The sequence below is a fragment of the Cylindrospermum stagnale PCC 7417 genome, from assembly GCF_000317535.1.
Taxonomy (GTDB): Bacteria; Cyanobacteriota; Cyanobacteriia; order Cyanobacteriales; family Nostocaceae; genus Cylindrospermum; species Cylindrospermum stagnale.
This window is the reverse complement of the sequence record NC_019757.1, coordinates 730,841-755,121: the sequence shown is the minus strand read 5'-3', so window position 1 is coordinate 755,121 and position 24,281 is coordinate 730,841. Positions and strand designations below refer to the sequence as shown.

Here is a 24,281-nt window from a genome sequence, read left to right as displayed (position 1 = left end):
CTATGAGAGCAAATTCACTAGGACTCAGCATCCTTATTGCCTTAACTAACTGCGTATTACCCGGTACATCGCCCTTATGGCGTTCTGATGGCAGAAACCAGGAAATATCTATGGCTACACAGTCAGCATTACCCCCCGTGGAAATTAAATTTATTAGTCAGCGTTCTCAGCGTCCACCTCTTGTTAGCCTATTTTTTGACATCACGCTCCGCAACGACCAATCAGAACCGCGTTGGTTCATTCTACCGAGTAAGCTGAATTTACCGCCTGGAAAGGGAGTTGATGGGGTTGAGGTATTTCATCTGGGTGGAAAGGGACGGGTGATTATTGGTCGCTTTCAGGGTACAGGAGGTTTCCAGATATTACTGCTACCTCCAAAGGCTGAAGTGACTTTGCGCGGCTTGCCTATTTCTTTTTGGGGTATTCCTCCCAAAGACTCCCTCTCTGTGGATGTAATCATTGCTGATCGACTGACTATTGGCAATGAACCTGCCGAAGCATGGTTTAGCAGCGATCCCACTAGTGATGTACGTGCTGATGTTACTTTCGCTCAAAGTGAGCGAGTTACTTCCAAGTTTACCCCTGATCGTCATGAGGTTCAGGTATTGATGGCTGGAGACCTTCGTATGAAGCTGCAAGTGAAGCTTACTTCAGATTGATCTTGTTAGTGAAATAGATAAAAGTGCGATACTGTTCGCGTAGCTTGCCTTAGGCGATCGCTTATCGATGAAACGGGTAAAAGTGCGTTGGCGTAGCCCATCGTAGATATCGCTCTCATTCTCCCCAAAATGCGTAGGCGTAGCCCACTGTAGGCATCGCTTTTTACCATTACTTTCTGCCTCAATGCAAAAATTTTACAAACTAGTTCTTCTATTTTTATTTAGGGTGGAAAGCTTAGTAGGTTGTAAGCTGTTAGCTGCTCAGTTACCACATAAGACTTTTGAAGGTTCTGCTCCCATAACTCAATCCGTTTCGGTAACTCAGCCCTTATAAGTCTTTTGTTCATCTACTCAAGATCCGAATGGTGAAGTTACCTTGCATTACCAAATCAAAAATGTGAGTAACGCAACAATTCATGTGTTTGATAGTCAAAGGATGCCGTATCTCATTTTGCAAGATGATGGTTCCCTGTTGGTTCTACATGGCGTTAATCCTCCAGATTCGGAAGTTGATTATTACGGTATCGAAATCCCAATTACCCGTTCTGTAGAACCTGGAGAGGTGGTAAGTTATCAGGTTAAGTTGACCCCACTTTATCTTGTGGATCATTATGAGCGTCACAGAACACCAACTGATTTGCATGGCGTTGTAGTAGTTCATTGCCTCTTAGGTTGGGGTGAAACGCCAATTTTAGTTTCTGAACGCCAGAAAAAATCAATCAATTTCTTATTGAACTGGCAACATCTTGTCAATGCAGACCCAATTCAGGTGAATTTGCCCAATTTGCGATGCCTTTCGTGTAGCGTGACCCAGGAAAGGCGATGGTGCGTATGTTGCCGTCTTGATGGAAAAAAGGTTCAACTTGTTGGGATTTACCGCAAACGTCTGGTTTACAAAAAGAAACCCCGCCCATTTGATCAGACAGCACCGGTGTTTACGGGTCATATTTTTATTGAGGTCGAAGGCAGCCCCCAGGTGTATAATCCATATCAACCGCCTGATGCCCGGAGCATGGTCAGGTTAGGTTTGGAACCCCGCCCGTCAGCAGAAATTGAACGCTTTGTAGATCAGAAGGTGACTGTTGAAGGTAAATTGCTTATTTGTGTAAGTTCGCTGGCTCCTCCTCCAGAGGTTGCTCAAGTGGCACAAACCTCCAGTATTGCTAGAGTTTAGAGACTTATCGGCATATTTTAAAAAATTTGTGCGATCGCTTTTTGATGAAACGGGTATTCGGGCGATTGCAAGAGAGCGGGCGTTTTGCGCGCTCGCTATTGGCGCTGCGATCTGCACTCCCGCAGCAGCGCTGAGTGCAAAGCATCCCGTCAGGGATACGCGATCGCCGATCTTGTAGACTGCGTTATTTACGCCGCATATCTCACTCCATATGTAATATCACCCAACCTATTCGTGTAATAAAGTAAATAGAAAAAGTTTTGTCAGTTCCACCCCAACTCATTCAGGAACAAGATGTATAAACCCAAGCAGCCAAGCCAGTTTAGAATCCCCAACACTGCCCCAAAAACCAGCAAAAATAAATATGCACCGGATACTTTTACAGTACCGCCCAAAGGGTTAGACAAATCAGCAATTCAGCCAGAGCGACGAAAATATAGTTCTGATGCGGTAGACCGGATAGCAGCGAAAATGACGGGTGAAACTGTACCAGCATCCGAACATGAAGGTGTTGAGGAGTTGGGGTTAGTACAGCAGATGGCACAGGCCCCTGCTGCGATTGATACATTGCCGATTCAGGCAAAGTTAACAGTCGGCGCACCAGGGGATAGATACGAACAGGAAGCAGATCAGATGGCTTGCCAAGTCATGTCTATGCCTGATACTGCTGTGCAACGGGAAATGGCACCAGAGGAACAGATAGAGCAGCAAGTACAAACTAAGTCTCTAGCAAATGCCATTACCCCAATCGTGCAACGGGCGTCACTGCCAGCAATGGATGGTAGCTTACAAACTGGAGGTAATATTGAAACTCGGCTCAATAGTAGCAAGAGTGGTGGAAGTCCGTTAGCGGATGATGTACGCGGCTTTATGGAACCCCGCTTTGGTACTGATTTTAGTCAAGTGCGGGTGCATACGGGTGAAGAAGCCATTCAGATGAACCGGGAGTTAGGCGCACAGGCGTTTGCTCATGGCAGTAATATTTACTTTGGTGCTGGTAAAGCGCCGGGGAATAATGAGTTGACGGCACACGAGCTTACCCATGTAGTGCAGCAAAAGGGTCAGACTCAACTTCAAGAACCGATGAAAGCCGAATTAACCATAAGCTCCCCAAAGGATGCCGTAGAACAGGAGGCACATGAGGTAGCACATAGAGTCATTAGTGGAGAACAGGTGGAAGTAGGACAAACAGCCACCGCAAATATTCACGGGAATTGGTTGTCGGATATCGGGAAGGCAATAAAGGATAAAGTCTCGGATGGCAGCAAGGCTGTCAAGAAGCCTGCCAAGGATGATGTCAGCGCGGAAAAGCTCAAAGCGGCTATATCTGCCAAGAAGTCCAGTGAAGTCCTGTCCATACTTGCAAATGCACCAGAAAGCGAATTTACTTTATTAGTTCAGGTCTTTACGCCAGATACCACCCGTTGGTTCCTGGCAAACTTACCCCCCGCCAAGACAGTGGCGAATCAAGACCAGATTATCCAAAAGTTTAAAAGTGAACGGTCTGTAGAGGGAGTACTTGGGCTTAAAGACCAGCTCTACTGGGCTGGTGGATCTGGATCTGATCCCAATGACAATTACCAGATCAAGACGAGTACAACACGCCCGAAAGATGCACTCAATGATACAGGGGGAAATACCAACACTAACGATTTTGCCCTATGGGTTCGGGGTGGTAAGGAACCTACCAACGCCTCTAAGATGAATTGTTGGGAGGCTGTTCTGTACGGTGCATACCTTGGTGGTGTTGTCTCTAAAGATTGGTTGGTTAAGATTCACGAGGAAGCAGCCAAAGCTGGTACTACTACAGCCACCGCGCTAAAGCCACTTATACCAACTATCGAAGCTAAAAAACGAGCAGAAATTGATGCAACAATCACTAACGCGAGATTCGACCGTTCTAAGTTACCTCCGGGATTTAATTCGGGTGTAGAAGCCAAGGCGCAAGCGGATGGAGAAGTCAAGAGTCTAGGGGCTATAGCCTATTCAGAAGTCTTGAAAAAGCACCTTGGTTTCAATACTGCCAAGCCAATCACCCCAGGTAAGCAGCCAAAGCGCGGTGATATCGTCTTCTTTGGTAATAGCTTAGAGCATGTAGCTATATCACTAGGACCCGACAGCAAAGGAAAAAATGAGGTTATGAGCCTGTGGATATTGCCTCTAAAGAACGCCAACGAATTTAACAGCAAGTTTCAGCGAACAACTATTGAAGAAATCAATGGACAGATGGGAGTTATAGGACTAACGGCGTTAAATGTCACATTTGCCCCTAATCCATTCTAGGAGCCTATGATGCGTATCTTGTTATGTTTTGTGATTGCATTACTAGTGGCACTCTCTGGTTATAGCAGCAATGCTGTGCTGTCCCAAGAAACGCCGTCGAATTCTGTTGGAGGAGTTAACGTGTCAATCTCGTCTATGTCAGTGGTCGCGGATCTACCCTGGTCTACTCCAGATATTCAACCTCGTATCTTTACTTTTCAAACTAGTAATAAGTTTGAGCCAGAGTTCAGTACCCAGATTCCACCGGATCTCATACAAGGGGTAAATGGTAAACTGTGGCTAGTCTTGACAAAGGGCAAAGTGGCAACCCAAGAAGGTAATTCCTGGCGGCTGCTAAACACTGATGCGGCGCGGGTAGATAAACTCATTACCATTGCGCCGCTGACTAATGGGAGTGTGATCCTGCTTGGTCTTGACAGCAACGAGAAGGAAAACATACTGGCAGCGGTGGACAGCAGTGGAGCATTGCTCTGGCGACGTACCGGGACTTATGACAGCAACAAACTCGATTTATCTTTGCTGCGTGGATACTTTAACGACCTAATCGTCGATACAGATGGCGCGGTTTACTTACCAGGTACGCGGATTCGTGGCGCATTTGCTCGAATTGATCCAGTGTCAGGTGCTACTCCACAAGTGCTTGATATAGGTGAATATCATATAAATGATGACGGTATATTCATTTACAAAGGTGAACTATTTCGCGTGTTGTATGACAACGGTGTATTCTACTGGATACGTCGGCCAATTGTCGGTGGCAGCGACAATAAGATGCGTACATCTGAAAAAATACAAGACCTTGTAGCTTATCCACTTGGCGTTCTCCCAGATGGTGGTGCGCTCTTGAGCAAAGATCCAGGGTCGTTAACGTGGATGTCACCTACTGGAGAGGCCACTAGACAGAACCGCCTGTTAGCAGGAATCGTGCGTCATGGTAAGGAGGTCTTCGCGGCTATTCCTGGTGATGACCAGATGACAGTTGTGCATTCCACAGGCGATCACACAGAGCGTGAATTCATCGGCAAACTACCAGAACATGCACGGTTGATCCGGGCAGACGACTCTGGATATGACTTTCTGTTGGGATATGACATTTTTGATGATGCTTCCAACCCACCTTATCTTGGCCAGATTAGCCGACCAGTGGATCGGCTGATTCATGTAGATCGCAAAACCAAGGAGCATCGTGTAACCAAGTTATCGACTGATGTTGATCGTCGGCTCAGTATTGAGGGTAAAGTAAGTTACGACCGTCCAGTAATTGTTGACTCCAACACATTACTCCTCGTCGGCACAGATCCCAAGGGGGCATTTGTTGTCCGTATTTCCTTCTCAGACAAATAAAACTGTAGTGCTATCACCTGTAATTGGTTCGTTCATTCGACAGCAAACATTACCAAGTCTAATCAAGGGAAAAAGAGTGATCGCGCCCAGCATGCCGGAGGCGATGGTGCGTATGTTGCCGAGGCTTGCTGGATACAGCTTGCCTTCACCTTGCCTTTGGCAAGGTGCAACCATCCTAAAAGCATGGTTGGGCAACAGCACCCGCTCTCCAGCGATCGCTTTGCGCGATGGGCTACGCCCCGCTCTCCAGCGATCGCTGAAAATTGGCGCGAAATGCCTAGATGCGGAGCAGCTGGTCTCGGACATCACTCGGTTTTTGCTGAAAATGCGATTAAAGGCGGGTTTAGCGAGGGTAGTGGTGCAACACTTAACCTTGATAAGGTGAAGAAGTTGAGAGGTTAGGTATGAGAGCAAATTCACTAGGACTCAGCATCCTTATTGCCTTAACTAACTGCGTATTACCCGGTACATCGCCCTTATGGCGTTCTGATGGCAGAAACCAGGAAATATCTATGGCTACACAGTCAGCATTACCCCCCGTGGAAATTAAATTTATTAGTCAGCGTTCTCAGCGTCCACCTCTTGTTAGCCTATTTTTTGACATCACGCTCCGCAACGACCAATCAGAACCGCGTTGGTTCATTCTACCGAGTAAGCTGAATTTACCGCCTGGAAAGGGAGTTGATGGGGTTGAGGTATTTCATCTGGGTGGAAAGGGACGGGTGATTATTGGTCGCTTTCAGGGTACAGGAGGTTTCCAGATATTACTGCTACCTCCAAAGGCTGAAGTGACTTTGCGCGGCTTGCCTATTTCTTTTTGGGGTATTCCTCCCAAAGACTCCCTCTCTGTGGATGTAATCATTGCTGATCGACTGACTATTGGCAATGAACCTGCCGAAGCATGGTTTAGCAGCGATCCCACTAGTGATGTACGTGCTGATGTTACTTTCGCTCAAAGTGAGCGAGTTACTTCCAAGTTTACCCCTGATCGTCATGAGGTTCAGGTATTGATGGCTGGAGACCTTCGTATGAAGCTGCAAGTGAAGCTTACTTCAGATTGATCTTGTTAGTGAAATAGATAAAAGTGCGATACTGTTCGCGTAGCTTGCCTTAGGCGATCGCTTATCGATGAAACGGGTAAAAGTGCGTTGGCGTAGCCCATCGTAGATATCGCTCTCATTCTCCCCAAAATGCGTAGGCGTAGCCCACTGTAGGCATCGCTTTTTACCATTACTTTCTGCCTCAATGCAAAAATTTTACAAACTAGTTCTTCTATTTTTATTTAGGGTGGAAAGCTTAGTAGGTTGTAAGCTGTTAGCTGCTCAGTTACCACATAAGACTTTTGAAGGTTCTGCTCCCATAACTCAATCCGTTTCGGTAACTCAGCCCTTATAAGTCTTTTGTTCATCTACTCAAGATCCGAATGGTGAAGTTACCTTGCATTACCAAATCAAAAATGTGAGTAACGCAACAATTCATGTGTTTGATAGTCAAAGGATGCCGTATCTCATTTTGCAAGATGATGGTTCCCTGTTGGTTCTACATGGCGTTAATCCTCCAGATTCGGAAGTTGATTATTACGGTATCGAAATCCCAATTACCCGTTCTGTAGAACCTGGAGAGGTGGTAAGTTATCAGGTTAAGTTGACCCCACTTTATCTTGTGGATCATTATGAGCGTCACAGAACACCAACTGATTTGCATGGCGTTGTAGTAGTTCATTGCCTCTTAGGTTGGGGTGAAACGCCAATTTTAGTTTCTGAACGCCAGAAAAAATCAGTCAATTTCTTATTGAACTGGCAACATCTTGTCAATGCAGACCCAATTCAGGTGAATTTGCCCAATTTGCGATGCCTTTCGTGTAGCGTGACCCAGGAAAGGCGATGGTGCGTATGTTGCCGTCTTGATGGAAAAAAGGTTCAACTTGTTGGGATTTACCGCAAACGTCTGGTTTACAAAAAGAAACCCCGCCCATTTGATCAGACAGCACCGGTGTTTACGGGTCATATTTTTATTGAGGTCGAAGGCAGCCCCCAGGTGTATAATCCATATCAACCGCCTGATGCCCGGAGCATGGTCAGGTTAGGTTTGGAACCCCGCCCGTCAGCAGAAATTGAACGCTTTGTAGATCAGAAGGTGACTGTTGAAGGTAAATTGCTTATTTGTGTAAGTTCGCTGGCTCCTCCTCCAGAGGTTGCTCAAGTGGCACAAACCTCCAGTATTGCTAGAGTTTAGAGACTTATCGGCATATTTTAAAAAATTTGTGCGATCGCTTTTTGATGAAACGGGTATTCGGGCGATTGCAAGAGAGCGGGCGTTTTGCGCGCTCGCTATTGGCGCTGCGATCTGCACTCCCGCAGCAGCGCTGAGTGCAAAGCATCCCGTCAGGGATACGCGATCGCCGATCTTGTAGACTGCGTTATTTACGCCGCATATCTCACTCCATATGTAATATCACCCAACCTATTCGTGTAATAAAGTAAATAGAAAAAGTTTTGTCAGTTCCACCCCAACTCATTCAGGAACAAGATGTATAAACCCAAGCAGCCAAGCCAGTTTAGAATCCCCAACACTGCCCCAAAAACCAGCAAAAATAAATATGCACCGGATACTTTTACAGTACCGCCCAAAGGGTTAATTAACGGCTGCCCAACAAACACACCCTCGCTTAATAATGCAAACATAGCGTTACGGTTCAATTTGAGAAATGAGAAGCTTTTTCATTGTTAGCTGCTGTCGGCTGCTTGCCTTGCTCGTGCTGTTGGGCTGTGGCGATGCGCCAGCTAGTGTCTCTAGAGAAGTACAACCAATTATGAACTTATCAAAGACGAACGCAAATGCTGCATCTGTTTCTTGGGGCCAGCAGGTAAGTGGTCTAAGGCTTGGCTTGTCTACGGACGGCGGATTCGTGGAACTGCATCTACAAAATATTGGCACCGCGCCTTTAGAAGTGTTGAGTCATGTAAATGCAGGTGATATCCACCTAGATTGGTATACACTGCGCTTAAAGGATGAATTGGGGAACACTCGTAAGCTGGAGTTGATGGATGAACGAGACAAGTCCGGTATTGTTCGGTCTCACCTCGAACCCGGAGTCAGTATTCAGCACCAAGTGGATGTGGTAGCTTGGGCAGTTCGTTCAATTAATGGTACCAAGCCGCTAGCAGCCGGTACTTATAAACTGTATGCAGTCTATGAAGTAGAGCCGGGAAGAAATAGTTGGAGTGGTCGACTGGCGGCTGGCCCTATTATGCTGACTGTGCAAAACAAAACTTAGATAATCAGCTATGTGGGATGAATTTTTGTTTCAGCTAATTCCCAGGATGGGAATGCTGGTAAAAATGCGTAGGCTCTCGCCCTGCATTCGCATCCCCTTAATCTTGTTTCTTCACGAAACAAAAAAAGGTAAAAGCAAAAAAGAATTGTTGCATTTTACCTTTCTATTAAAATTCGTCGCTTGAGGGTTAAACAGGAAATTGGGCGGGGAGATTAGTCGTTAGATAGTTCCACAATCCCCCTAGACCCATCTATGCGTACTTGTTGACCATCTGCCAAAATAGATGTAGCACCTCGCACATCCATCACGGCGGGAATACCGTATTCACGAGCGACGATCGCACCGTGAGAAAGTTTTCCTCCTACTTCAGATATCAATCCTCCCGCCCTGACTAAAGTTGGTGCCCAACCGGAATCTGTGTAAGGTACTACCAGAATGGTCTGCCGGTCTATATGGCCTACGTCTTGTAAATTTCGCAACACCTTCACCCGTCCTTGAGCCTGGCCATGACTGGCAGGAATGCCTTGTAAAATTTGGCTAGAGTAGTGGACAGAAGGGGCATCGGGGTGGGGCGGTGTATTGCCGTAGACTAACTGAGGAATATCTCTTATTTGGCTATCTTGGAGGAATTGCGATCGCCTCAATTGCACTAACTCCGACAATTTATTTCGCAAAACTAAATCGGAACCTGTAGCCAGACGCCGCACTTCATCTAACTCTAGAAAGAAAATATCCCCTACTTGCCGCAGCAAGCCGGAGCTTAACCAAATCTTCTCTAAGGCCACAAAACTCCAGCGCAATTCTGCTAACAGCCGAGAATAAACTTCAGTAACTCGCCCTTTGAGATCCACCCGCCGTTGCACAAATTTCCCCAGGCGCTTGGAAGCAAGAAGCTGATTATTTGGCGGTTCGCTCCCCAAGATCAACTGCACAAACAACTGCTTGATCGGCTGGGGTTGCTCTCGCCAAGTGGGAACGGCAATATCAGTCCCCACTTCACTTAAATAACCATAATCATCCAGCAATTCGGCAAAGTCTTCTAAAACCCTCTTTCCCTCAGGGGTTTGCGCCAATTGCTCAAACACATTTTCTGGCTCAATCTCCGGTAAGATTTGCTTGGCATCTGCGGCGAGAAGCATCAGCGATCGCATTGATGCTACCTCAGGGGCGACACTATGATCAATTTGTTCATCTTTCACCCGCATTAAAGCCTGCCGTACCGCAGCACTCAAAGGCGCTAAAATGCTGTAGTAAGTTCCCTGACGTAGCAACTCTAGAATTAAGTCAATTCTGGTTAACAGATCGGGCGGTGACATTTCCTCCATCAATTCGTTCGTTAACTGCATCAACCCAGGAATAAACTTCTGGCGATAATCTCGCTTAAAATCCTTTTCTAAACTCAGTTCCCGCTGAAGTAACCTAAAAAGCCCCGGCAAATTCTGCCAAGTGGAATCCAACGCAGGTGTCGTCATTTTTGCGCCCCTGGTTAAAAACTCCAGACTTTCCGGTGGTAATCCCATCCGCAGAAAAATTTCCCAAAGGAGAGAGGCATTGAAATAAGCTCTAGAATAGTGCAACGTCGCAGTTTCTGTAAAATCTAACCCACGGGTGCGATTGTCTAATACTAAAGTAAAAATTTCTCCCCAAACTCCACAGGTTAATGGTTGATTAATCGACCAAGTTAACGGGTGAATTACTCCAGGAATTACTTCGGCGGCGATTTTCCTGGTCCAGATCGGTAGCAGGGTGGTGATAGGACGAGATTGCAACACCCAGAGGGATTGTCCATCATAACTCCACTCAATATCTTGAGGAATACGGTGGTAACGTTTTTCTAGTCGGCGGGCTAAATATGCAACTTGCTTGATTAATGAAGGGGGAACTTGCCCTGAACCTTCTAATTTGACACAAGATAAATTGTCTTCTGTCTCAACGATCAAAGCTCGATATTGTTCTGGTGTCACTTGTCCAGAAACGACTTGCGTCGGGCTACCTGGTAAGGCTTCAATCACCACAGCATCACCTTGTTGGGTAATGGGATCGCGGCTGAAAGCTACACCAGAAAACACACTCTGGACTTGTTGTTGAATCAGCACCGCCATCGCCGCTTCTTTGGAACCGCGATCGTGGCGATATTGGGCGGCGGCTGGATGATTGTAAGAAGCTTGCACAGTGGCGATCGCTTCGTACAGGCTTTGTTTACTGGTGACGTTCAAAACAGTTGTGTACTGTCCAGCGGCAGAAGCTTGTTTTGAGTCTTCGCCAATGGCGGAGGAACGCACCACCAGAGGGGATAATTCTGATGGCTGGAGAAACTCAATCAACGCTTCGGGATCATCAACCGGGGCAATTACCCACCCTTTAGGCACAGGATAGCCCCAACGTTTAATTTGAGATAATGTAGCAGCTTTCTCTCCGACTATCGCCGCATCCAATTCTTCATCTAGAGATGCTAGCACTTGCTCACCCTGTAAATATTCGATCATCGCCTGAGACTGTGTTTGCGCCTGTTGGACTGGGAGGTTCATGTCATCGGGAATTTTGGTGTAAATCCAGGCCATTAAACCAGCTAAAACAATCGCCGCCATGATTCTGGGGAAATCGTCAGCGTGCAGGATGGAGACAATTAGGGGAAATAAAACTAAAACCCCAAATTTGACTGCAAGCCTAGACCGCAGAATTATAAAGCTGATGGCTGCCAACAAAGCCACAAATCCTGCCACTAGGGGATCATGTACCAAAAACCCCCAGGAGACGTTGGTTGTTCCCGCCCCTCTACCCAGAGCATATCTCCCGATTACCAAGGCAATCAGGGCAATCAATTCCCAAAATGATCCCTGTGGGAAAAAAGCGCGGGCGATTAAGACGGCGGCAATTCCTTTCAAAGCTTCTGACAAAACTGCCAGAACGCCCACCAATGTGCCGCCGTGATAAAAAGCGGCTGAAACACTAATGTTTCCTGTGCCAATCTGTGCTAATCGTCTTCCCTTCAAGGCGTAGGTAATCCAGGCAATCAGCGGTAGTGCCCCTAAGGCTGGACAGGCAATTAAAATAAGAAGGATACCCCAAAGTTCAAACATTGTGGATTTCGGATTTTAGATTTATCTTCCATCTAAAATCGCCAATCGCAAATTTTAATTTTTCAAGAAATTGTTTGGCTGGTTCTAAAACTACTCTGATCTTATCAGGATGTTAGGGTCTAATATCCCTAACCTCCGGGAACGCCAGGTATATCTACAGGTAACTTGTGTTTCAGTTTTTAATTCTTAATTTTTAATTTTTAATTGTTTATTAGTTGCGTGATGGACACTTGACAGTAACGGAGACCGTTGTTGCCAGTGTCCTTCTCGGCTACTAAGGGATTCTAGTTTAGGGCATAGGCAGCTTGTAGCGCCCAAAGGACAAGAGCAGCAATCGACCCCAAAAGCAACACAGTAGAGATGGTGACTGCTTTTGGCGAATCTGCGCCCTTAAATTTCATAATTCCGCGATTTAAGTCGGACATAGCTTTGTATGCCTCCTTTGATTACTGTACTAATTCGTCAGTTTTGATTGTAGTCTTTCTGTTGGCGGATGATGTTAAATTCCTATTATGATTTTGTTTTGGCTTGGCAAAATTTATCTTTTGTATCTCTCAATACTTGATGTGACCGCAAGAATTGATGGTTAATCAAGATTAAAGCCGTGGTTACTGAGCGAAGTCGAAGTGAGCGAAGTCGAGGCTTTAAGAACAATATTTGCTTTTGGCGAATGCGAACATCGTGCCTTTTTGCGATCACAGTTTGGGTAGCGTCCCGTAGGGAAGGTGAAATTAATGGAGATGGTGCGTTCCCATAAAGACGTTTGGTTTGAGATGAGAGATTGTCTGAAGGAACGCATCCTACGAGAGAGATGCGATCGCATTAACAAGATCAACGATCACACTTGACTTTATAGGCAATTTTATTCTGGAAGTCGAATATCCCGTCGAATCGTTACAGCATTCAACAGTCCATCATCTAGTTTCTGATCTCCGGGTTGAAAGTGAGCTATGACAGCACAGGTGTATGGGGAACCCGTAATATCAACATAAAAAAGAACCTTGATTGGGCTATTGAAATGAAGCTTTGGCGCGGTCGAGTAAGTTCTGTAATTTGCCTGCACACCATAAACACTTTTATACCAACCCTGAGCAGTGAGAGCTTCCACGCTACCTTGTGCCAGGGTGGCAGTGGGTTAGGATGGCTGTGGTTGCGGCTTTACATTCGGGGAACAAAGCGAAAATAATTTAGCAGTTCGACTACACACACTGCTAAAACTTCGGCAACGCTTGAGTTTTAGTCGCTTTCCGATCCAAAAATGCTAACAATTGCTAACAATTGTCTGCTTTTTCTTCCTGTTTCCACCTGGAAGTGTCGGCACAAGAGAGTCCACAGGCTCTCCCCGACTAATCTAGCCGCATAGGAACTTAAATTAATAGCAGCGTTTAAATCTCTATCGCACTCAAAACCGCAGTGTTCACATTGGAATACTCGTTGAGAGAGTGACAGAGATATTTTTTTCTCACCACAACTAGAGCAAGTTTTACTACTGGGGTAAAATCTATCTACAACTACTAACTTACTGCCATATAGTTGAGTCTTGTATTCTAGCTGTCTACGGAACTCATAAAATCCCATATCAGCGATCGCGTATCCCTGACGGGATGCTTTGCACTCAGCGCTGCTGCGAACGCGCAAAGCGGACCGCATCACCCGGAAATTTTCCGCGATGTCAAGCTGAATTTACCCTCGCCATCTTTAAAAGTTACAATACAAGCCGATTCTGGGATCGCTAACCGTACTAATAGGAGCCAATGCCGCAGGCGTTGCATCCAAACAATAATTAGTTAGTATAGTTTAATACTAAAATTTTTAGAGATTATTGGGGTGTTTGCAGGTGAAAGTGGCTCTGTTGGTAATTTTGGCGGTGGCTGTTCTATTGTTTGTGGCGATAGAGTTAGGATTGCGATCGCTATTTGGCTTTGGTAATCCCCTGATTTACATTCGAGATGAAAATATTGGTTATTTGTTAGCGCCTAACCAAGAAACTCGTCGCTTTGGTAATCGGATTGCGATTAACGAGTATTCCATGCGGAGTGCGCCCATCAATCCGACACCTGCATCCTCAACGCTGCGCGTGCTTCTTTTAGGTGACTCTATTGCTAATGGTGGCTGGTGGACTCCTCAGACGCAGACGATTTCTAGCTTGATGATGGATTCTTTAGCAGCAGCCAAGCCTGGTAATTATCGGGAAGTAGAAGTACTAAATGCTTCAGCTAACTCTTGGAGTCCGCGAAACGAATTAGCTTATTTGCAGAAGTTTGGCAATTTCCACGCTCAGGCGCTGGTGTTATTAATTAATACCGATGACTTGTTTGCTATGGCGCCGACATCTTTAGTCGTGGGACGCGATCGCAATTATCCCGATCATCAACCACCCTTGGCAATAGTGGAAGTATTGCAGCGTTACGCTTTTAAGCAAAAGCCAATTCCAGAAATCCAAGCTTTGCATGATCAAGTAGGTGATTGCGTCGGCGTTCATCTAGAGGCGATTAGTGAAATTCAAACACTGACTCACCAAAGCAACAGCCAATTCCTACTAGCTATGACGCCTTTACTCCGAGAAATTAGTGAATCAGGCTCGCGCGATTATGAAATCGTTGCCCGTCAACGCCTCCGTGATTTTACTAAAGCGGGGCAAATTACCTATATAGATTTTTTGCCAATATTCCAAGCAACCACCAACCCGCAAGCTTTGTACAAAGACCACATTCATCTTAACTCCCAAGGAAATCAGCTTGTGAGTAAAGTTATAGAGCGATCGCTTTTAGAAATATTAAAATTGGTATGAACCAGCCATCGAACGTACAACCGCCATCATCGCCAAAGCCTGTAGAGGACTCGCCTTTAGCAAATACGCGATTGGGGAAAAGTACCAAAACACTGGTGATCAACGTTTGCGAATTTGTGGATCAGTTACTATATGGGTTGATGGGGCAATTGGGAAGAACAGTGTATGCTTCAATTCAAGATGCGATCGCCCTGAGTATTCTCCTGAAACTTACCGGATTCGTCAGTCAAAGCATTTTTGGCAAAGATTTCTCTAGTTTTGATGTTTGTTTGACAGAAAATGCCTGGGGTTCAGCTCGTTATGCTTGCTTCATCATCGTTACATCGGATTTTTTGTGGTGGATTGTGCTCGCAGGGCGCATAATTGCCCGTTTTTGGCTACATATCAAGAAATTGAGGAACCCATAGCAGCTTAAGCATGAACATTCCCAATTTCTTCGGCTTGGTGCAGTCGCGACTGCATTAGGTGGCTAGCATCTGGCGTGGAAAAAAGACACTTGTGCGTGCTGATTCACCAAAATTCAAACTCCAAAATTGTTATGACCTCAACTAGTCGTCAGCAAATTAGTCTTTATCAAGAAACTATTGCCGGATTCAATTCTTTAGTCAAGCAAACGGCTCAAGTTGGTGTGGGTTTTTTAGTTATGTTACTGCTCACAGGTGGTAAACCATCAGCTTTTGCTATGGCGTTAAGCTGTGTGGCCGGGATTGGCTTTGTTGCTTGGAGTGAACAGAAGCGAGTAACTCAGCAGCAAACAACAAGTGAACAGAAGAAAATTGACCTGCTGTTGAAGCTGCTTCAGAAAGCAAAGACCGATAACTTTTCTGAGTTAGTTAAAAGTTCTGAACTAAATCCGGCTGAAGATTTTGCTGGAGCTAATTTAGCTGGTGTGACAGGAGTTGCTTGCAATCTCAGCGGCTTTAACCTCAGCAACGCTGATTTAAGTACAGCCGACTTGAGCCGTGCTGACTTGAGTGATGCTAACTTGAGGTGTGCCAACTTGCAGTCTGCTCAACTTAACCGTGCTTATCTGGAGGGTGCTAACTTGAGTAATGCGTTGCTCATAGATGCCGACCTCAGTCATGCTGACCTCAGGGGTGCTAACCTCAGCAATGCTGACTTGATGAATTCTGACCTCACTGGTGCTGATATGTGCGGTGCCAACTTGACCCAGACAAATTTTAGCAGTGCCATAGTAGAAAAGGCAGAATTTGGTTTTAATGTCGGACTTTCTGATGATGTTAAATCTGACTTAGAAAAGCGAGGAGCAATCTTTCCAGAAGAGGAACTTGTTACAGTCTGACAGCAAATGACTTTAAGGAGGTATCTGTCATGAAAAAAGAAGATATGGAGGTTTTAGAAGGATTAATTGATCAGTTGACATTAGCCGCGATCCTAGAGATGTTAGAGCGAATATGTCACAAAAAAGCAGAAAAGCTGAGAACTCATTGGAAAGATGAGGTTTCCGCCAAGTTTTGGGAAAAAGCTGCTAGACAGATTGAAAATATCAATGTTGATATCTAGTCAAAATGGCTTGTTGCCAATCCCGTTAAATTTGGCTAGGTAGCCTTTGGAGATCTCCAGAAAATAATTATAATTATGCCTTGCCCGAAATCCAAAGGGTAGGGACAATTGATCAATCGTCCCTACCCTTTTTCATCTCTAGATGATCGCTGTCAAATTGACGCTCACGATCACATCGTTGTAATCTTTGTCACCACCATTTGGTAGATCCTCAAAGCCAAAAGTGTTATCCGCTAACAAGCGAATGTGGTCTACTTTATCTGCATTAGCCCCTAAGAATGGGAAATAAACCGCTGGATCATTATTCAGATTACTATCGAAAATGGCATCGGGTCTACCATCGACAATCATAAATGGGGCGAATATAGCGCCAGGTTGGAAGGTGCCAGTGTAAGTTGCTGTTCCTTGGTTATTCACTATTAAATCCATACCTGCTACTCTTCCCTGAATTGCAGCTTGAATATATCCAGTCTGTCCAGGAATAAAATCTGCATTACCATCACCGTTGGTATCAATTCCCCCATTAGCATCAGTCACCTGATAGAAACCAACAAAGTTATTAAAAGCAGCTTCTCGGTTAACAGTAAACTCAGCTTTTACCAAACTGGTAACATCCCGTAAATCAATAACTTCTCCTGGTGAATTGTCTTGCAAAGCTGTACCCAGAGGCAAGGATTCAATAGTAGCGTTAATTTTCACTACTAAATCCTGGAAAGTATTACCAGAACCATCATTCCAAGCCAGAGAAAAACCATCAACACCTAAGTCTGTGATTTCTTGAGTGAAGGAGTTAGAGAAAATTATTTCATTGTTGAATGTACTGTTGTTTTTTACGGCATCAATTGAACCGTCTTTGACTAGGTAAAATCTCAATTGCTCACCATAGTTATATGCCAATTTCCTAGTGAGATTAATCGGATTAAAGCCATTAGGAATATTGGCAATAGCTGAGAAAATTACTTTAGACCTTGCTAAAGCAGCTTGAGTGTAACCTACTGCACCGGGAGCAATCCCATCGATTTTCCCCTCGGCATCATCAACAGTAAAAACACCTAATTCGTTGACAGATTGAGAATTACATCCTGTGAGGGTAACTCGAAGTTTAGGTTGACCAAAACCACCAGCAATTACAAATATATCATCACTAATTTTATTCAGTTTAGTGGGTGGGAATGTTAGTTCATCAACTTCATCTGTGATGGAGGCTACTGGCAAGTTTTTGGGTAATTCCAAAATGCCCAGTTTTACAGGAGTTGGCCCGGCAACGTTGAAGTCATTATCATTAATCAGCGCTAAGGTGTTAGGCGCTACTAATGCCAGTCCTTCCAATTTTTCTACCCCAGTGTAACCAAGTTGAGCCGCATTAGCAACGAGACTTTTGCTCACTGGCGTAATTTTGGCAGTGGTTAACTCCCCAGGAGACAACTGTTCAATTGTCTTCCCAAGTGGCAAGGTAAAGTTAGCGGGTTTGTTAATATTAGTTGCTCCTGCTAAATCAATTTGGTATAGCAGTTTGTTAGCAGTGTTATCACTTCTATCATCTCGCTCCACAACCACAAATTTACCATTGCCAAGGGAAACAGCATCGCCTAGTTTGTCTGTTTTGGCGTTACCACTAGCTGTAATCTCATCGAGAAGATATAGATATTCACCTGTTACCTTTTTAGATGCAATATCAAATTCTAGAATTCTGAGATTACGGGAACCTCTAGATGTTGTATCACTGCCGTTGTCTGGATTATCGAGTGCACTTTGGATAAATGCATAAAGCTTATTACCTTCTAACGCCACAGCTTCAAATCCGCGATTGTTGCGGCGTTGAGCATAAATTTCTGGTAATATCTCAGTGCCAAAAGTTCCCGCCGATTGGTCTGGGTTGGGTGCAATTGCCGTTCCTTTGGGAATAAACCGATCAATTAACTTCCCGTTGCGATCAAAGTGGTAAATTGCCGGACGGTACTCATCCACCATCCAGAAATCGCCATTTTCTGCAACTACAATCCCCTCTAAATCAGCCCCAAAAGGATCGTTAGTTAGAGCTTGTCCATCCAAGTCAACAGCAATTTCATCGGTATAAGCTGTACCACCAACCCCAGCTTGCAGGTTAGGCAGTCCAGTTAATGGAGTTGTACCATCTTGACGGAATAACTTTGTTTGTTTGGTAATTTCAATCTCACCTGTAGTCCGATTGAGTTCAAAGCTGACTACTTCTGGCTGGAAACTGGGTAATAGAAATGGTCTGCTTTGACCGATTGTTTCTCCATTTGGACCTCTATCTGTGTGGGTAACAAACTTGAGGTTACCGTTAGCAGCAATTCCTTGGAAGTACAACCCAGAGAAACCACCCAAGAAAATATCTTCACCTTTGGAGGTGGTTCCTAATTGGGGTAAGTCAGTAAATTCATAGGTAGTTAATCTCGGCTGGGCTACAGGATTGCGGGGGTCATAACTGGTGGTGTCAATCTTGAGGATATCGGGGATAGTATTGGCGATATTTTCCCAAGGCACAAACTTAAAGTTGGAGTTGACATTTACTAATTCACCGTCATCTTCAACTAGTTTGGCTCTTTCATTATTACCATCTTGGGTGACAAATAGACCATAAGGGAAGTTGGGGCCTAAGGGGACGTTGATTACATCTGCACCATCGGACTCTTGAACGCTGTCAATTGCCCCATTGTTACCAACACCAAAACGCCCTAAAAAGTCGTTGTTGCCTTCGCGGGTGTAGGCTGCAAAGGTGTTGTCACCCTGGCTAGATGCGAGTAAGTAGCCTGTACCGTTTTTGCCGTAGTAGATGGTTAGTCCTTCGACATCGTTGGTTAGATAACTTCCACCTAAATCTTTGACTTTATCTATTAGTTTGCCAGTTTTGCCGCCGTTAGGTTCTGCATCAAACTTCCAAATACCCACATCTTCTTGAGCAATGTAAAGGAAGCCTGTTTCCTGGTCTGCAACCATACCTTCAGTTTGAGGAGAGCGATCGCCAGTGGTGGGTATGGTAAACTCTCGTACACGTTCTGCTCCAATCTTGCCATTGCCTTTGTTAATTAGTTTGAATTGCGCTACATCTCCAGTGTCACGACGACTAACAAAGACATAGTAATCATTAGTGAAGGGACTACGGTAAATTGCCAGCCCGTAAGCGCTCAGTTCTGATGGTTCATAAGGGGGACTAAAGGGTGCTGCTTGGAAGAGAGTGCCAATACTGTTATCAGTAATTTCTTCTAGGTAGTTACCATCAGCAGGATTTGGGTTAATTTTGAAGATTGCTAGTTGATCATTTTCGCGATCGCTTGCTATGGCAATATCAACTGTCTGTCCACCTAACTTAAACCCATATTGCAGGTCTACGTTATTGTAGCGAATGCCCCCAGGATTAACGCTTTGCAATAAATTACCAGACAAGTCATAAACCCGCAGTCCGGCATTTTTCACCGCAGTCAGCACCAAGCTTTTAGCTGAGTCGCTAGCATTCACATAAATCGCCGGATCATCAGCATCAGCATTCTGATCTATCGGGGACTGTGCGATATCTTCATCATCAAACAAATCAGGACGGGTTTCGACGGTGGGGGTAGCAGTCGGTACTAAGTCTGCACTCAAAGTCAGAATTTGGGTAAATTGGGTGGCACTGAAGTTGTTATCGCTCACCAACACGATGGATTGACGGCCATCTGCTAATTTGGGTCCGAAAGCTAGACCTTCCACATTGTCTAATCCAGTCGGCACTTCAAGCGAGTCAAGATTTAACAGCAAGCGCTTTTGAACAGGTGCGATTGCTGCAAGTTGATTGTTATTCAAACTACTGAGTGAGTCAATAGTACTAATATCAGTCGCACCTTGCAGAGAAATTTCGTAGATTTTGATCGTGTTGCCTGTACCAGCAGCCCCACTAGAAAAAGAACGCTCCAAGGCTAACAAAGTCCCTCGGTTGTCAATTGCTAGTAAATCTACCAAGCCATTAGTACCAAATGCCTCAGCAGGATTAGGGGCTACTGCTACCGGATCAGTGATGTAGAGATATTCTTTTTCTGGCTGCCCACTCGTCAAGTTGTATTGTAAGATGCGAGAACGAGAGCCTGTGCTAGTGCTAGCAACTGACCCATCTTGAAACAGGGCGTTTTCTGTAGCTGTGAATAAAGTCTTTTGGTCAGGGGTAATCGTCAGACTTTCAAAGGCCAAATTATTGCGAATGCCTGATATCTGAGTATCCTCGGCATCAACAATATTGTTGCCGTTAGTATCCTGAACTACTGGTAAGAACTTTTTGGGTACAGCCAGGGTTAGCACTTCCTGCCCCGTAGATAGAGAAAACTCTTTAATGAAGGGGTCGGTGACACGACCTGCACCAAGATTTACCTCACCCTCAGAAGAGATGAAAACAGATCCATTGTTGGTTAGTGCAATACCTTCTGAGTCCAGGCTGTTAGGTTCAAAAAAATTGCCGTTAGCATCTTTCAGGGGGGTGACATTGGTAAACACCACCCCATTGATCCCATTACTGCCTGGATCATTATTGAAGGTATAGAATCGGGCAGGGGCGTTTTGCGAGCGATCGTCTGAGATAGCGTAGTAGTGATTGTTGGCGGCATCGTAGGTAACACCAGACAGTCCACCTAATGGAGCCTGTTGTCCCTCCACAGTTCCCGCTGCACCAGTGGGAATAAAGCCTGTGTCAAACTTAGCCTGTCCAAGAAATTCTAAATTAGCAACGGTTTTACCCGCTGCCGTTGGGCCAACCTGCACATCTGCAAACACTAAGCGATGGTCTGAACTGGGGAACCCACCAGCAAGACTAGAGTTAAAACTACCTACAAGAGAAAATGTCGGCTCATTATTTACGGGCCAGAAAACTCCTGAGTTAGCAATTTGGAGGTCAGATGAGGGTAGTACATAGTCAGTCCGCAGATTACCAGGAGCAGCATCATTGAAGTCTGCGGTATCAAAACTAGGATTGCCTTTTTGGTTAGTGTTTGCCGCACCTTGTAAAGTTGCCTGCTGATGAGCGCCAAGACTAGCGGGAATAACATTAGTATTAACACCAGGATTTTGTAACAGTTGCAGAATCGCCTGATCTACACTATCACCATCTAACGGGTCAGCATTCTGATCACCCATAATCACAAAACTTGATCCAGCAGCAAGACCGCCTTTTTTATCCTGGTCATTGTAGATATAATCGCCTTTACCTGGGGTGATATAGTCTGCCCAAAAGCGGATCTCGTCGTGGTTACGCTTACCGTTGCGGTCTTCAGTTCCATCAAAGGTCGGTGGAGTAGGATGACTAACTAAAACATGAATCGTCTCCCCATTTACCTTAATAGGCACATCCCAGTGGCTTTTGGAAGAAAGACGGAATACATTCAACTCTTCTGAAGAATACCAATCATTTGCTTCGGGTGTATTTGTATCATCAGGTAGTAAAGCCCCCGGCATATCTTTCCAGAGGAAATTTTGAAAGGTGCGGACGCTAGCAGTGTCAATTTCATACTTAGACAGCAGTAACATCCCAAACTGACCGGGGAAATTTCCGAAACCGTAGGCATCATCACCATATCCCGATGCACCTGGGGTAGTAACCACTGTACCGTTGTTGTTCAAGTCAAACCCGGAACCAATACCTGTGTTGGAAGGAGCTATGTAAGCATAGGCGTAATTAACAGGTGTTGCACCGTTCTGGCTAACACCAAGATAATTTTGTTTAAATAGGTTTACAGCTTGTAGAGGATCGCTTGCAGCAAAGTCAAACTCATTGATTAGTAGTATATCTGGGTTATGGCGCTGAATGATTTCTGCAACAGCTTTTGCCTGAGCATTGTTTGGAGTAGATAAATCTGTGGCTAACTGACCTTCTGTGTTGCGATTCAGGGAAGCATTGAACTGGGCAAAGCGGATGGTGTTGACAGTTACCATAGTTTAATTCTCAGGTATTTGGTAGAAATGTGATGTTATTTACGCTGTTCAGAAATTGACTGCGTATAAACATAACAGTCCAAAGTTAAGAGTTAGGAACGTATAGTTTAAAATCCTTTGACTTTTTACGAAGATCCAAAGCAAAAATCTTGAATCTTCAGCGACTACTGATAACCGGCGGCTTGCAACAAAAACAACCTAGCATAACGTCCTCCAGCCTGTAATAATTCTTCGTGGGTTCCCAGTTCAGCGACAACGCCACCTTCTATGACTACGATTTGGTCAGCCATCCGGACTGTCGAGAAGCGGTGAGAAATCAATAAAACAATCTGATTTTGAGTGAGGGCACGAAAATGGTTAAAAATCTCAAACTCAGCTTGGGCATCCATTGCCGATGTTGGTTCATCTAAAACTAAGATATCTGCTTGCGATCGCATAAACGCACGAGACAAAGCAATTTTCTGCCACTCTCCCCCTGAAAGTTCCTGTCCTCCCTTAAACCAACGACCGAGTTGCGTCTGAAAGCTTTGGGGTAATCTGTCAATCAAAGGTTGAGCCATACCTTTTTGAGCAGCAGTTTGCCAGCGGGTTTCATTTTCTAAATGTTCTACATCACCCACGCCAATATTCTCACCCACAGTAAACTGATACCGGACAAAGTTCTGAAAAATCACACCAATGCGACGCCGCAGCACATCTACATCCCATTCTTGCAAGTCCAAGCCATCTAATAAAATCCGCCCAGAGTCAGGGGTGTAGAGTCGGGTAAGCAGCTTAATTAAGGTAGTCTTGCCGGAACCGTTTTCACCGACAATTGCCAGTTTCTCGCCAGGTTTCAAATGCAGCGAAATGTTTTTCAACGCAGGGAAGGAACTTTGCGGATAAGTAAATGAGACATTCTCAAACCGGATACCATCTTGGGGATTTAAACCAATTGTTGCCTTACCCCAAGGCTTTCGGACTTTTTCTTCGAGGAAATCGTAGAGATTTGACAGGTATAAGTTGTCTTCATACATCCCGCCAATAGAAGTCAGGGCACTAGAAAAAGTAGACTGTCCTTGGCGAAATACGGTGAGATACATGGTCATATCTCCTAAAGTAATCCTACCTGCCGCCGTCTCCAACACAATCCAAGCATAAGCTATGTAAAGGGCAACGGTACTCACTAAACTCAGCAGATATCCCCATAGTCCCCGCTGCAAAGTTAAATCGCGGTCTTTGCCGTAGAGTTGATCAAACAGATTGTGGTAACGTCCTAACAGCATCTCTCCAAGTTGGTAGAGTTTGACTTCTGTCACATAGTCTTCTCTGGCTAGCAGACTTTCTAAGTATTGCTGTTGGCGGGTTTCTGGCGCACGCCGACTAAATAGGCGAAAGGCGTCTCCGGCAAACTTCGTTTCGGCAATAAATACAGGTATAGCTGCTAAAATCAACACCACTACTGCCCAAACTGAGAACTTCACTAGCAAAATACCGTAGGTGACAAGAGAAAGGGCACTTTGCACTAACCCAAAGGTGCGGTTTACTAGTCCAAGGGGACGAACTGATGCTTCTCGCCGTGCATTGGTCAATTTATCATAGAATTCTGAATCTTCAAACTGGCTTAGTTCCAGGGTCAGCGCCTTTTCTAAGATCAGTACATTCACTCGATGACCAAGTTGGGCCCGCAATAACGACTGACAAATGATCAGTCCCCTTTGACTGCCTACTAGTAAAACTATCGCGATCGCTTCTAAGCCTACATACAATAAAGGGTGAGAATTATTAGCAAAACCATTGCTCTGTAGATTGCCTTGAGAGGCAATGACTACTGCATCAACAATTAACTTACCAATGTAAGATATCAACCCAGGTAAAAGACCAGCCACTAATGTTAAAGTAGCCAGCAGAATAGTCAGAGAGCGGCTAGTAGTCCATACTAAGCTGATAGCCCTTCCACTGTAGGAGAAAATCGCCAATGATTGGTGTAGGACATTTCGTTTTTTTTTAATCTTCATATTTTAGTTAGCTTTTTTGGCAAGTTGCTTTCTTAAGCATGACTGTAACTATATGTATCATCTCAATACTTGGTGAAACTCCCAGCACTCAAGTGACTGCGAATGTCAATTCTGATCTATGGCTACTTTCAACCACCCCGCAGAGCAGCTGAACTTTTGGGAGGTAATCGCGCATCAATGCGTTGTGACTGTAACTTCAAAAATCGCGTCATTACCACTTGCGTAAATATATTTCC

The 24,281-nt window shown here is 45.0% G+C and carries 23 protein-coding genes; 14 read left to right on the top strand and 9 right to left on the bottom strand.

Features of this window, described 5'->3' with window-relative positions:
• Positions 1–2 precede the first annotated feature (2 nt).
• On the top strand, positions 3–659 hold the full coding sequence (locus tag CYLST_RS03175; protein WP_015206250.1) for a hypothetical protein: 657 nt from the start codon (positions 3–5) through the stop codon (positions 657–659).
• 5 nt (positions 660–664) lie between these two features.
• Here the strand turns inward: CYLST_RS03175 and CYLST_RS34125 are convergent, their stop codons facing one another.
• Positions 665–829, bottom strand: coding sequence for a hypothetical protein (locus CYLST_RS34125; protein WP_157162520.1), 165 nt, complete (start codon positions 827–829; stop codon positions 665–667).
• A 227-nt stretch (positions 830–1,056) separates the two neighbouring features.
• Between CYLST_RS34125 and CYLST_RS03170 the strand changes: the two genes are divergently transcribed.
• The 6 genes from CYLST_RS03170 (at position 1,057) to CYLST_RS03145 (ending at position 6,521) form a co-directional block, all read left to right on the top strand.
• Positions 1,057–1,833 (top strand): hypothetical protein, encoded by a 777-nt coding sequence (locus CYLST_RS03170; RefSeq protein ID WP_245587461.1) that lies wholly within the window; start codon positions 1,057–1,059, stop codon positions 1,831–1,833.
• Positions 1,820–2,011 (top strand): hypothetical protein, encoded by a 192-nt coding sequence (locus CYLST_RS34120; protein ID WP_157162518.1) that lies wholly within the window; start codon positions 1,820–1,822, stop codon positions 2,009–2,011. The genes CYLST_RS03170 and CYLST_RS34120 overlap by 14 nt, the downstream gene beginning before the upstream one ends.
• A 116-nt stretch (positions 2,012–2,127) precedes the next feature.
• Positions 2,128–4,116 carry an eCIS core domain-containing protein gene (locus CYLST_RS32125; RefSeq protein WP_015206252.1) on the top strand — a complete coding sequence of 663 codons (1,989 nt, stop codon included), beginning with the start codon at positions 2,128–2,130 and terminating at the stop codon, positions 4,114–4,116.
• 120 nt (positions 4,117–4,236) lie between these two features.
• Positions 4,237–5,460, top strand: coding sequence for a hypothetical protein (locus CYLST_RS03160; RefSeq protein ID WP_157162522.1), 1,224 nt, complete (start codon positions 4,237–4,239; stop codon positions 5,458–5,460).
• Positions 5,432–5,845 (top strand): hypothetical protein, encoded by a 414-nt coding sequence (locus tag CYLST_RS34115; RefSeq protein WP_157162521.1) that lies wholly within the window; start codon positions 5,432–5,434, stop codon positions 5,843–5,845. The genes CYLST_RS03160 and CYLST_RS34115 overlap by 29 nt, the downstream gene beginning before the upstream one ends.
• 19 nt (positions 5,846–5,864) lie before the next feature.
• Positions 5,865–6,521 (top strand): hypothetical protein, encoded by a 657-nt coding sequence (locus CYLST_RS03145; RefSeq protein ID WP_015206250.1) that lies wholly within the window; start codon positions 5,865–5,867, stop codon positions 6,519–6,521.
• A 5-nt stretch (positions 6,522–6,526) separates the two neighbouring features.
• Here CYLST_RS03145 and CYLST_RS34110 read toward each other — a convergent pair whose 3' ends face one another.
• A complete protein-coding gene (locus tag CYLST_RS34110; RefSeq protein ID WP_157162520.1) occupies positions 6,527–6,691 on the bottom strand; it encodes a hypothetical protein in 165 nt (54 codons plus the stop codon).
• A 227-nt stretch (positions 6,692–6,918) separates the two neighbouring features.
• On the opposite strand from CYLST_RS34110, the gene CYLST_RS03140 reads away from it, so the two are divergent.
• Together CYLST_RS03140 and CYLST_RS34105 are read left to right on the top strand one after the other, a co-directional pair.
• Positions 6,919–7,695 (top strand): hypothetical protein, encoded by a 777-nt coding sequence (locus CYLST_RS03140; protein WP_157162519.1) that lies wholly within the window; start codon positions 6,919–6,921, stop codon positions 7,693–7,695.
• On the top strand, positions 7,682–7,873 hold the full coding sequence (locus CYLST_RS34105; RefSeq protein WP_157162518.1) for a hypothetical protein: 192 nt from the start codon (positions 7,682–7,684) through the stop codon (positions 7,871–7,873). Before CYLST_RS03140 ends, CYLST_RS34105 begins: the two co-directional genes overlap by 14 nt.
• 85 nt (positions 7,874–7,958) lie before the next feature.
• Here CYLST_RS34105 and CYLST_RS03135 read toward each other — a convergent pair whose 3' ends face one another.
• Positions 7,959–8,144, bottom strand: a complete 186-nt coding sequence (locus tag CYLST_RS03135) for a hypothetical protein (RefSeq protein ID WP_015206248.1) — start codon at positions 8,142–8,144, stop codon at positions 7,959–7,961.
• A gap of 23 nt (positions 8,145–8,167) precedes the next feature.
• Here CYLST_RS03135 and CYLST_RS03130 point away from each other — a divergent pair, with 23 nt between their 5' ends.
• Positions 8,168–8,737, top strand: a complete 570-nt coding sequence (locus CYLST_RS03130) for a hypothetical protein (protein WP_015206247.1) — start codon at positions 8,168–8,170, stop codon at positions 8,735–8,737.
• A 212-nt stretch (positions 8,738–8,949) separates the two neighbouring features.
• On the opposite strand, the gene CYLST_RS03125 is transcribed toward CYLST_RS03130, so the two are convergent.
• The 4 genes from CYLST_RS03125 to CYLST_RS35705 all read right to left on the bottom strand — a co-directional run bounded on the left by CYLST_RS03125 (position 8,950) and on the right by CYLST_RS35705 (position 13,467).
• Complete coding sequence (locus tag CYLST_RS03125; protein ID WP_015206246.1) at positions 8,950–11,817, bottom strand: glycerol-3-phosphate acyltransferase; 2,868 nt, start codon at positions 11,815–11,817, stop codon at positions 8,950–8,952.
• A 284-nt stretch (positions 11,818–12,101) separates the two neighbouring features.
• The gene (locus tag CYLST_RS35070; RefSeq protein ID WP_015206245.1) at positions 12,102–12,242 is read right to left on the bottom strand and encodes a hypothetical protein; all 141 of its coding nucleotides are present in this window, start codon (positions 12,240–12,242) and stop codon (positions 12,102–12,104) included.
• Positions 12,243–12,679: 437 nt separating this feature from the next.
• Positions 12,680–12,925, bottom strand: coding sequence for a hypothetical protein (locus tag CYLST_RS03115; RefSeq protein WP_041232937.1), 246 nt, complete (start codon positions 12,923–12,925; stop codon positions 12,680–12,682).
• 128 nt (positions 12,926–13,053) lie between these two features.
• On the bottom strand, positions 13,054–13,467 hold the full coding sequence (locus tag CYLST_RS35705; RefSeq protein WP_245587460.1) for an RNA-guided endonuclease InsQ/TnpB family protein: 414 nt from the start codon (positions 13,465–13,467) through the stop codon (positions 13,054–13,056).
• A 187-nt stretch (positions 13,468–13,654) separates the two neighbouring features.
• Between CYLST_RS35705 and CYLST_RS03110 the strand changes: the two genes are divergently transcribed.
• The 4 genes from CYLST_RS03110 to CYLST_RS03095 all read left to right on the top strand — a co-directional run bounded on the left by CYLST_RS03110 (position 13,655) and on the right by CYLST_RS03095 (position 16,132).
• The gene (locus tag CYLST_RS03110) at positions 13,655–14,608 is read left to right on the top strand and encodes an SGNH/GDSL hydrolase family protein (RefSeq protein WP_041232936.1); all 954 of its coding nucleotides are present in this window, start codon (positions 13,655–13,657) and stop codon (positions 14,606–14,608) included.
• Positions 14,605–15,015 (top strand): hypothetical protein, encoded by a 411-nt coding sequence (locus CYLST_RS03105; RefSeq protein WP_015206243.1) that lies wholly within the window; start codon positions 14,605–14,607, stop codon positions 15,013–15,015. The genes CYLST_RS03110 and CYLST_RS03105 overlap by 4 nt, the downstream gene beginning before the upstream one ends.
• Before the next feature lie 131 nt (positions 15,016–15,146).
• Entirely contained in the window at positions 15,147–15,911 is a 765-nt protein-coding gene (locus CYLST_RS03100) for a pentapeptide repeat-containing protein (RefSeq protein WP_015206242.1), read from the top strand.
• Positions 15,912–15,940: 29 nt separating this feature from the next.
• A complete protein-coding gene (locus tag CYLST_RS03095; RefSeq protein ID WP_015206241.1) occupies positions 15,941–16,132 on the top strand; it encodes a hypothetical protein in 192 nt (63 codons plus the stop codon).
• A 138-nt stretch (positions 16,133–16,270) separates the two neighbouring features.
• Here the strand turns inward: CYLST_RS03095 and CYLST_RS03090 are convergent, their stop codons facing one another.
• Together CYLST_RS03090 and CYLST_RS03085 are read right to left on the bottom strand one after the other, a co-directional pair.
• Entirely contained in the window at positions 16,271–22,048 is a 5,778-nt protein-coding gene (locus tag CYLST_RS03090) for a phytase (RefSeq protein ID WP_015206240.1), read from the bottom strand.
• 164 nt (positions 22,049–22,212) lie between these two features.
• A complete protein-coding gene (locus tag CYLST_RS03085) occupies positions 22,213–24,045 on the bottom strand; it encodes an ABC transporter ATP-binding protein (protein ID WP_015206239.1) in 1,833 nt (610 codons plus the stop codon).
• Positions 24,046–24,281 lie beyond the last annotated feature (236 nt).

Excerpts from the sequence above, each read along its gene's own strand:
- CYLST_RS03175 (WP_015206250.1), top strand. The coding sequence starts at position 3 with ATGAGAGCAAATTCACTAGGACTCAGCATCCTTATTGCCTTAACTAAC.
- CYLST_RS34125 (WP_157162520.1), bottom strand. The coding sequence starts at position 829 with ATGGTAAAAAGCGATGCCTACAGTGGGCTACGCCTACGCATTTTGGGG.
- CYLST_RS32125 (WP_015206252.1), top strand. The coding sequence starts at position 2,128 with ATGTATAAACCCAAGCAGCCAAGCCAGTTTAGAATCCCCAACACTGCC.
- CYLST_RS03145 (WP_015206250.1), top strand. The coding sequence starts at position 5,865 with ATGAGAGCAAATTCACTAGGACTCAGCATCCTTATTGCCTTAACTAAC.
- CYLST_RS34110 (WP_157162520.1), bottom strand. The coding sequence starts at position 6,691 with ATGGTAAAAAGCGATGCCTACAGTGGGCTACGCCTACGCATTTTGGGG.
- CYLST_RS03135 (WP_015206248.1), bottom strand. The coding sequence starts at position 8,144 with ATGTTTGCATTATTAAGCGAGGGTGTGTTTGTTGGGCAGCCGTTAATT.
- CYLST_RS03130 (WP_015206247.1), top strand. The coding sequence starts at position 8,168 with ATGAGAAGCTTTTTCATTGTTAGCTGCTGTCGGCTGCTTGCCTTGCTC.
- CYLST_RS03125 (WP_015206246.1), bottom strand. The coding sequence starts at position 11,817 with ATGTTTGAACTTTGGGGTATCCTTCTTATTTTAATTGCCTGTCCAGCC.
- CYLST_RS35070 (WP_015206245.1), bottom strand. The coding sequence starts at position 12,242 with ATGTCCGACTTAAATCGCGGAATTATGAAATTTAAGGGCGCAGATTCG.
- CYLST_RS35705 (WP_245587460.1), bottom strand. The coding sequence starts at position 13,467 with ATGCGGTCCGCTTTGCGCGTTCGCAGCAGCGCTGAGTGCAAAGCATCC.
- CYLST_RS03105 (WP_015206243.1), top strand. The coding sequence starts at position 14,605 with ATGAACCAGCCATCGAACGTACAACCGCCATCATCGCCAAAGCCTGTA.
- CYLST_RS03100 (WP_015206242.1), top strand. The coding sequence starts at position 15,147 with ATGACCTCAACTAGTCGTCAGCAAATTAGTCTTTATCAAGAAACTATT.
- CYLST_RS03095 (WP_015206241.1), top strand. The coding sequence starts at position 15,941 with ATGAAAAAAGAAGATATGGAGGTTTTAGAAGGATTAATTGATCAGTTG.
- CYLST_RS03090 (WP_015206240.1), bottom strand. The coding sequence starts at position 22,048 with ATGGTAACTGTCAACACCATCCGCTTTGCCCAGTTCAATGCTTCCCTG.
- CYLST_RS03085 (WP_015206239.1), bottom strand. The coding sequence starts at position 24,045 with ATGAAGATTAAAAAAAAACGAAATGTCCTACACCAATCATTGGCGATT.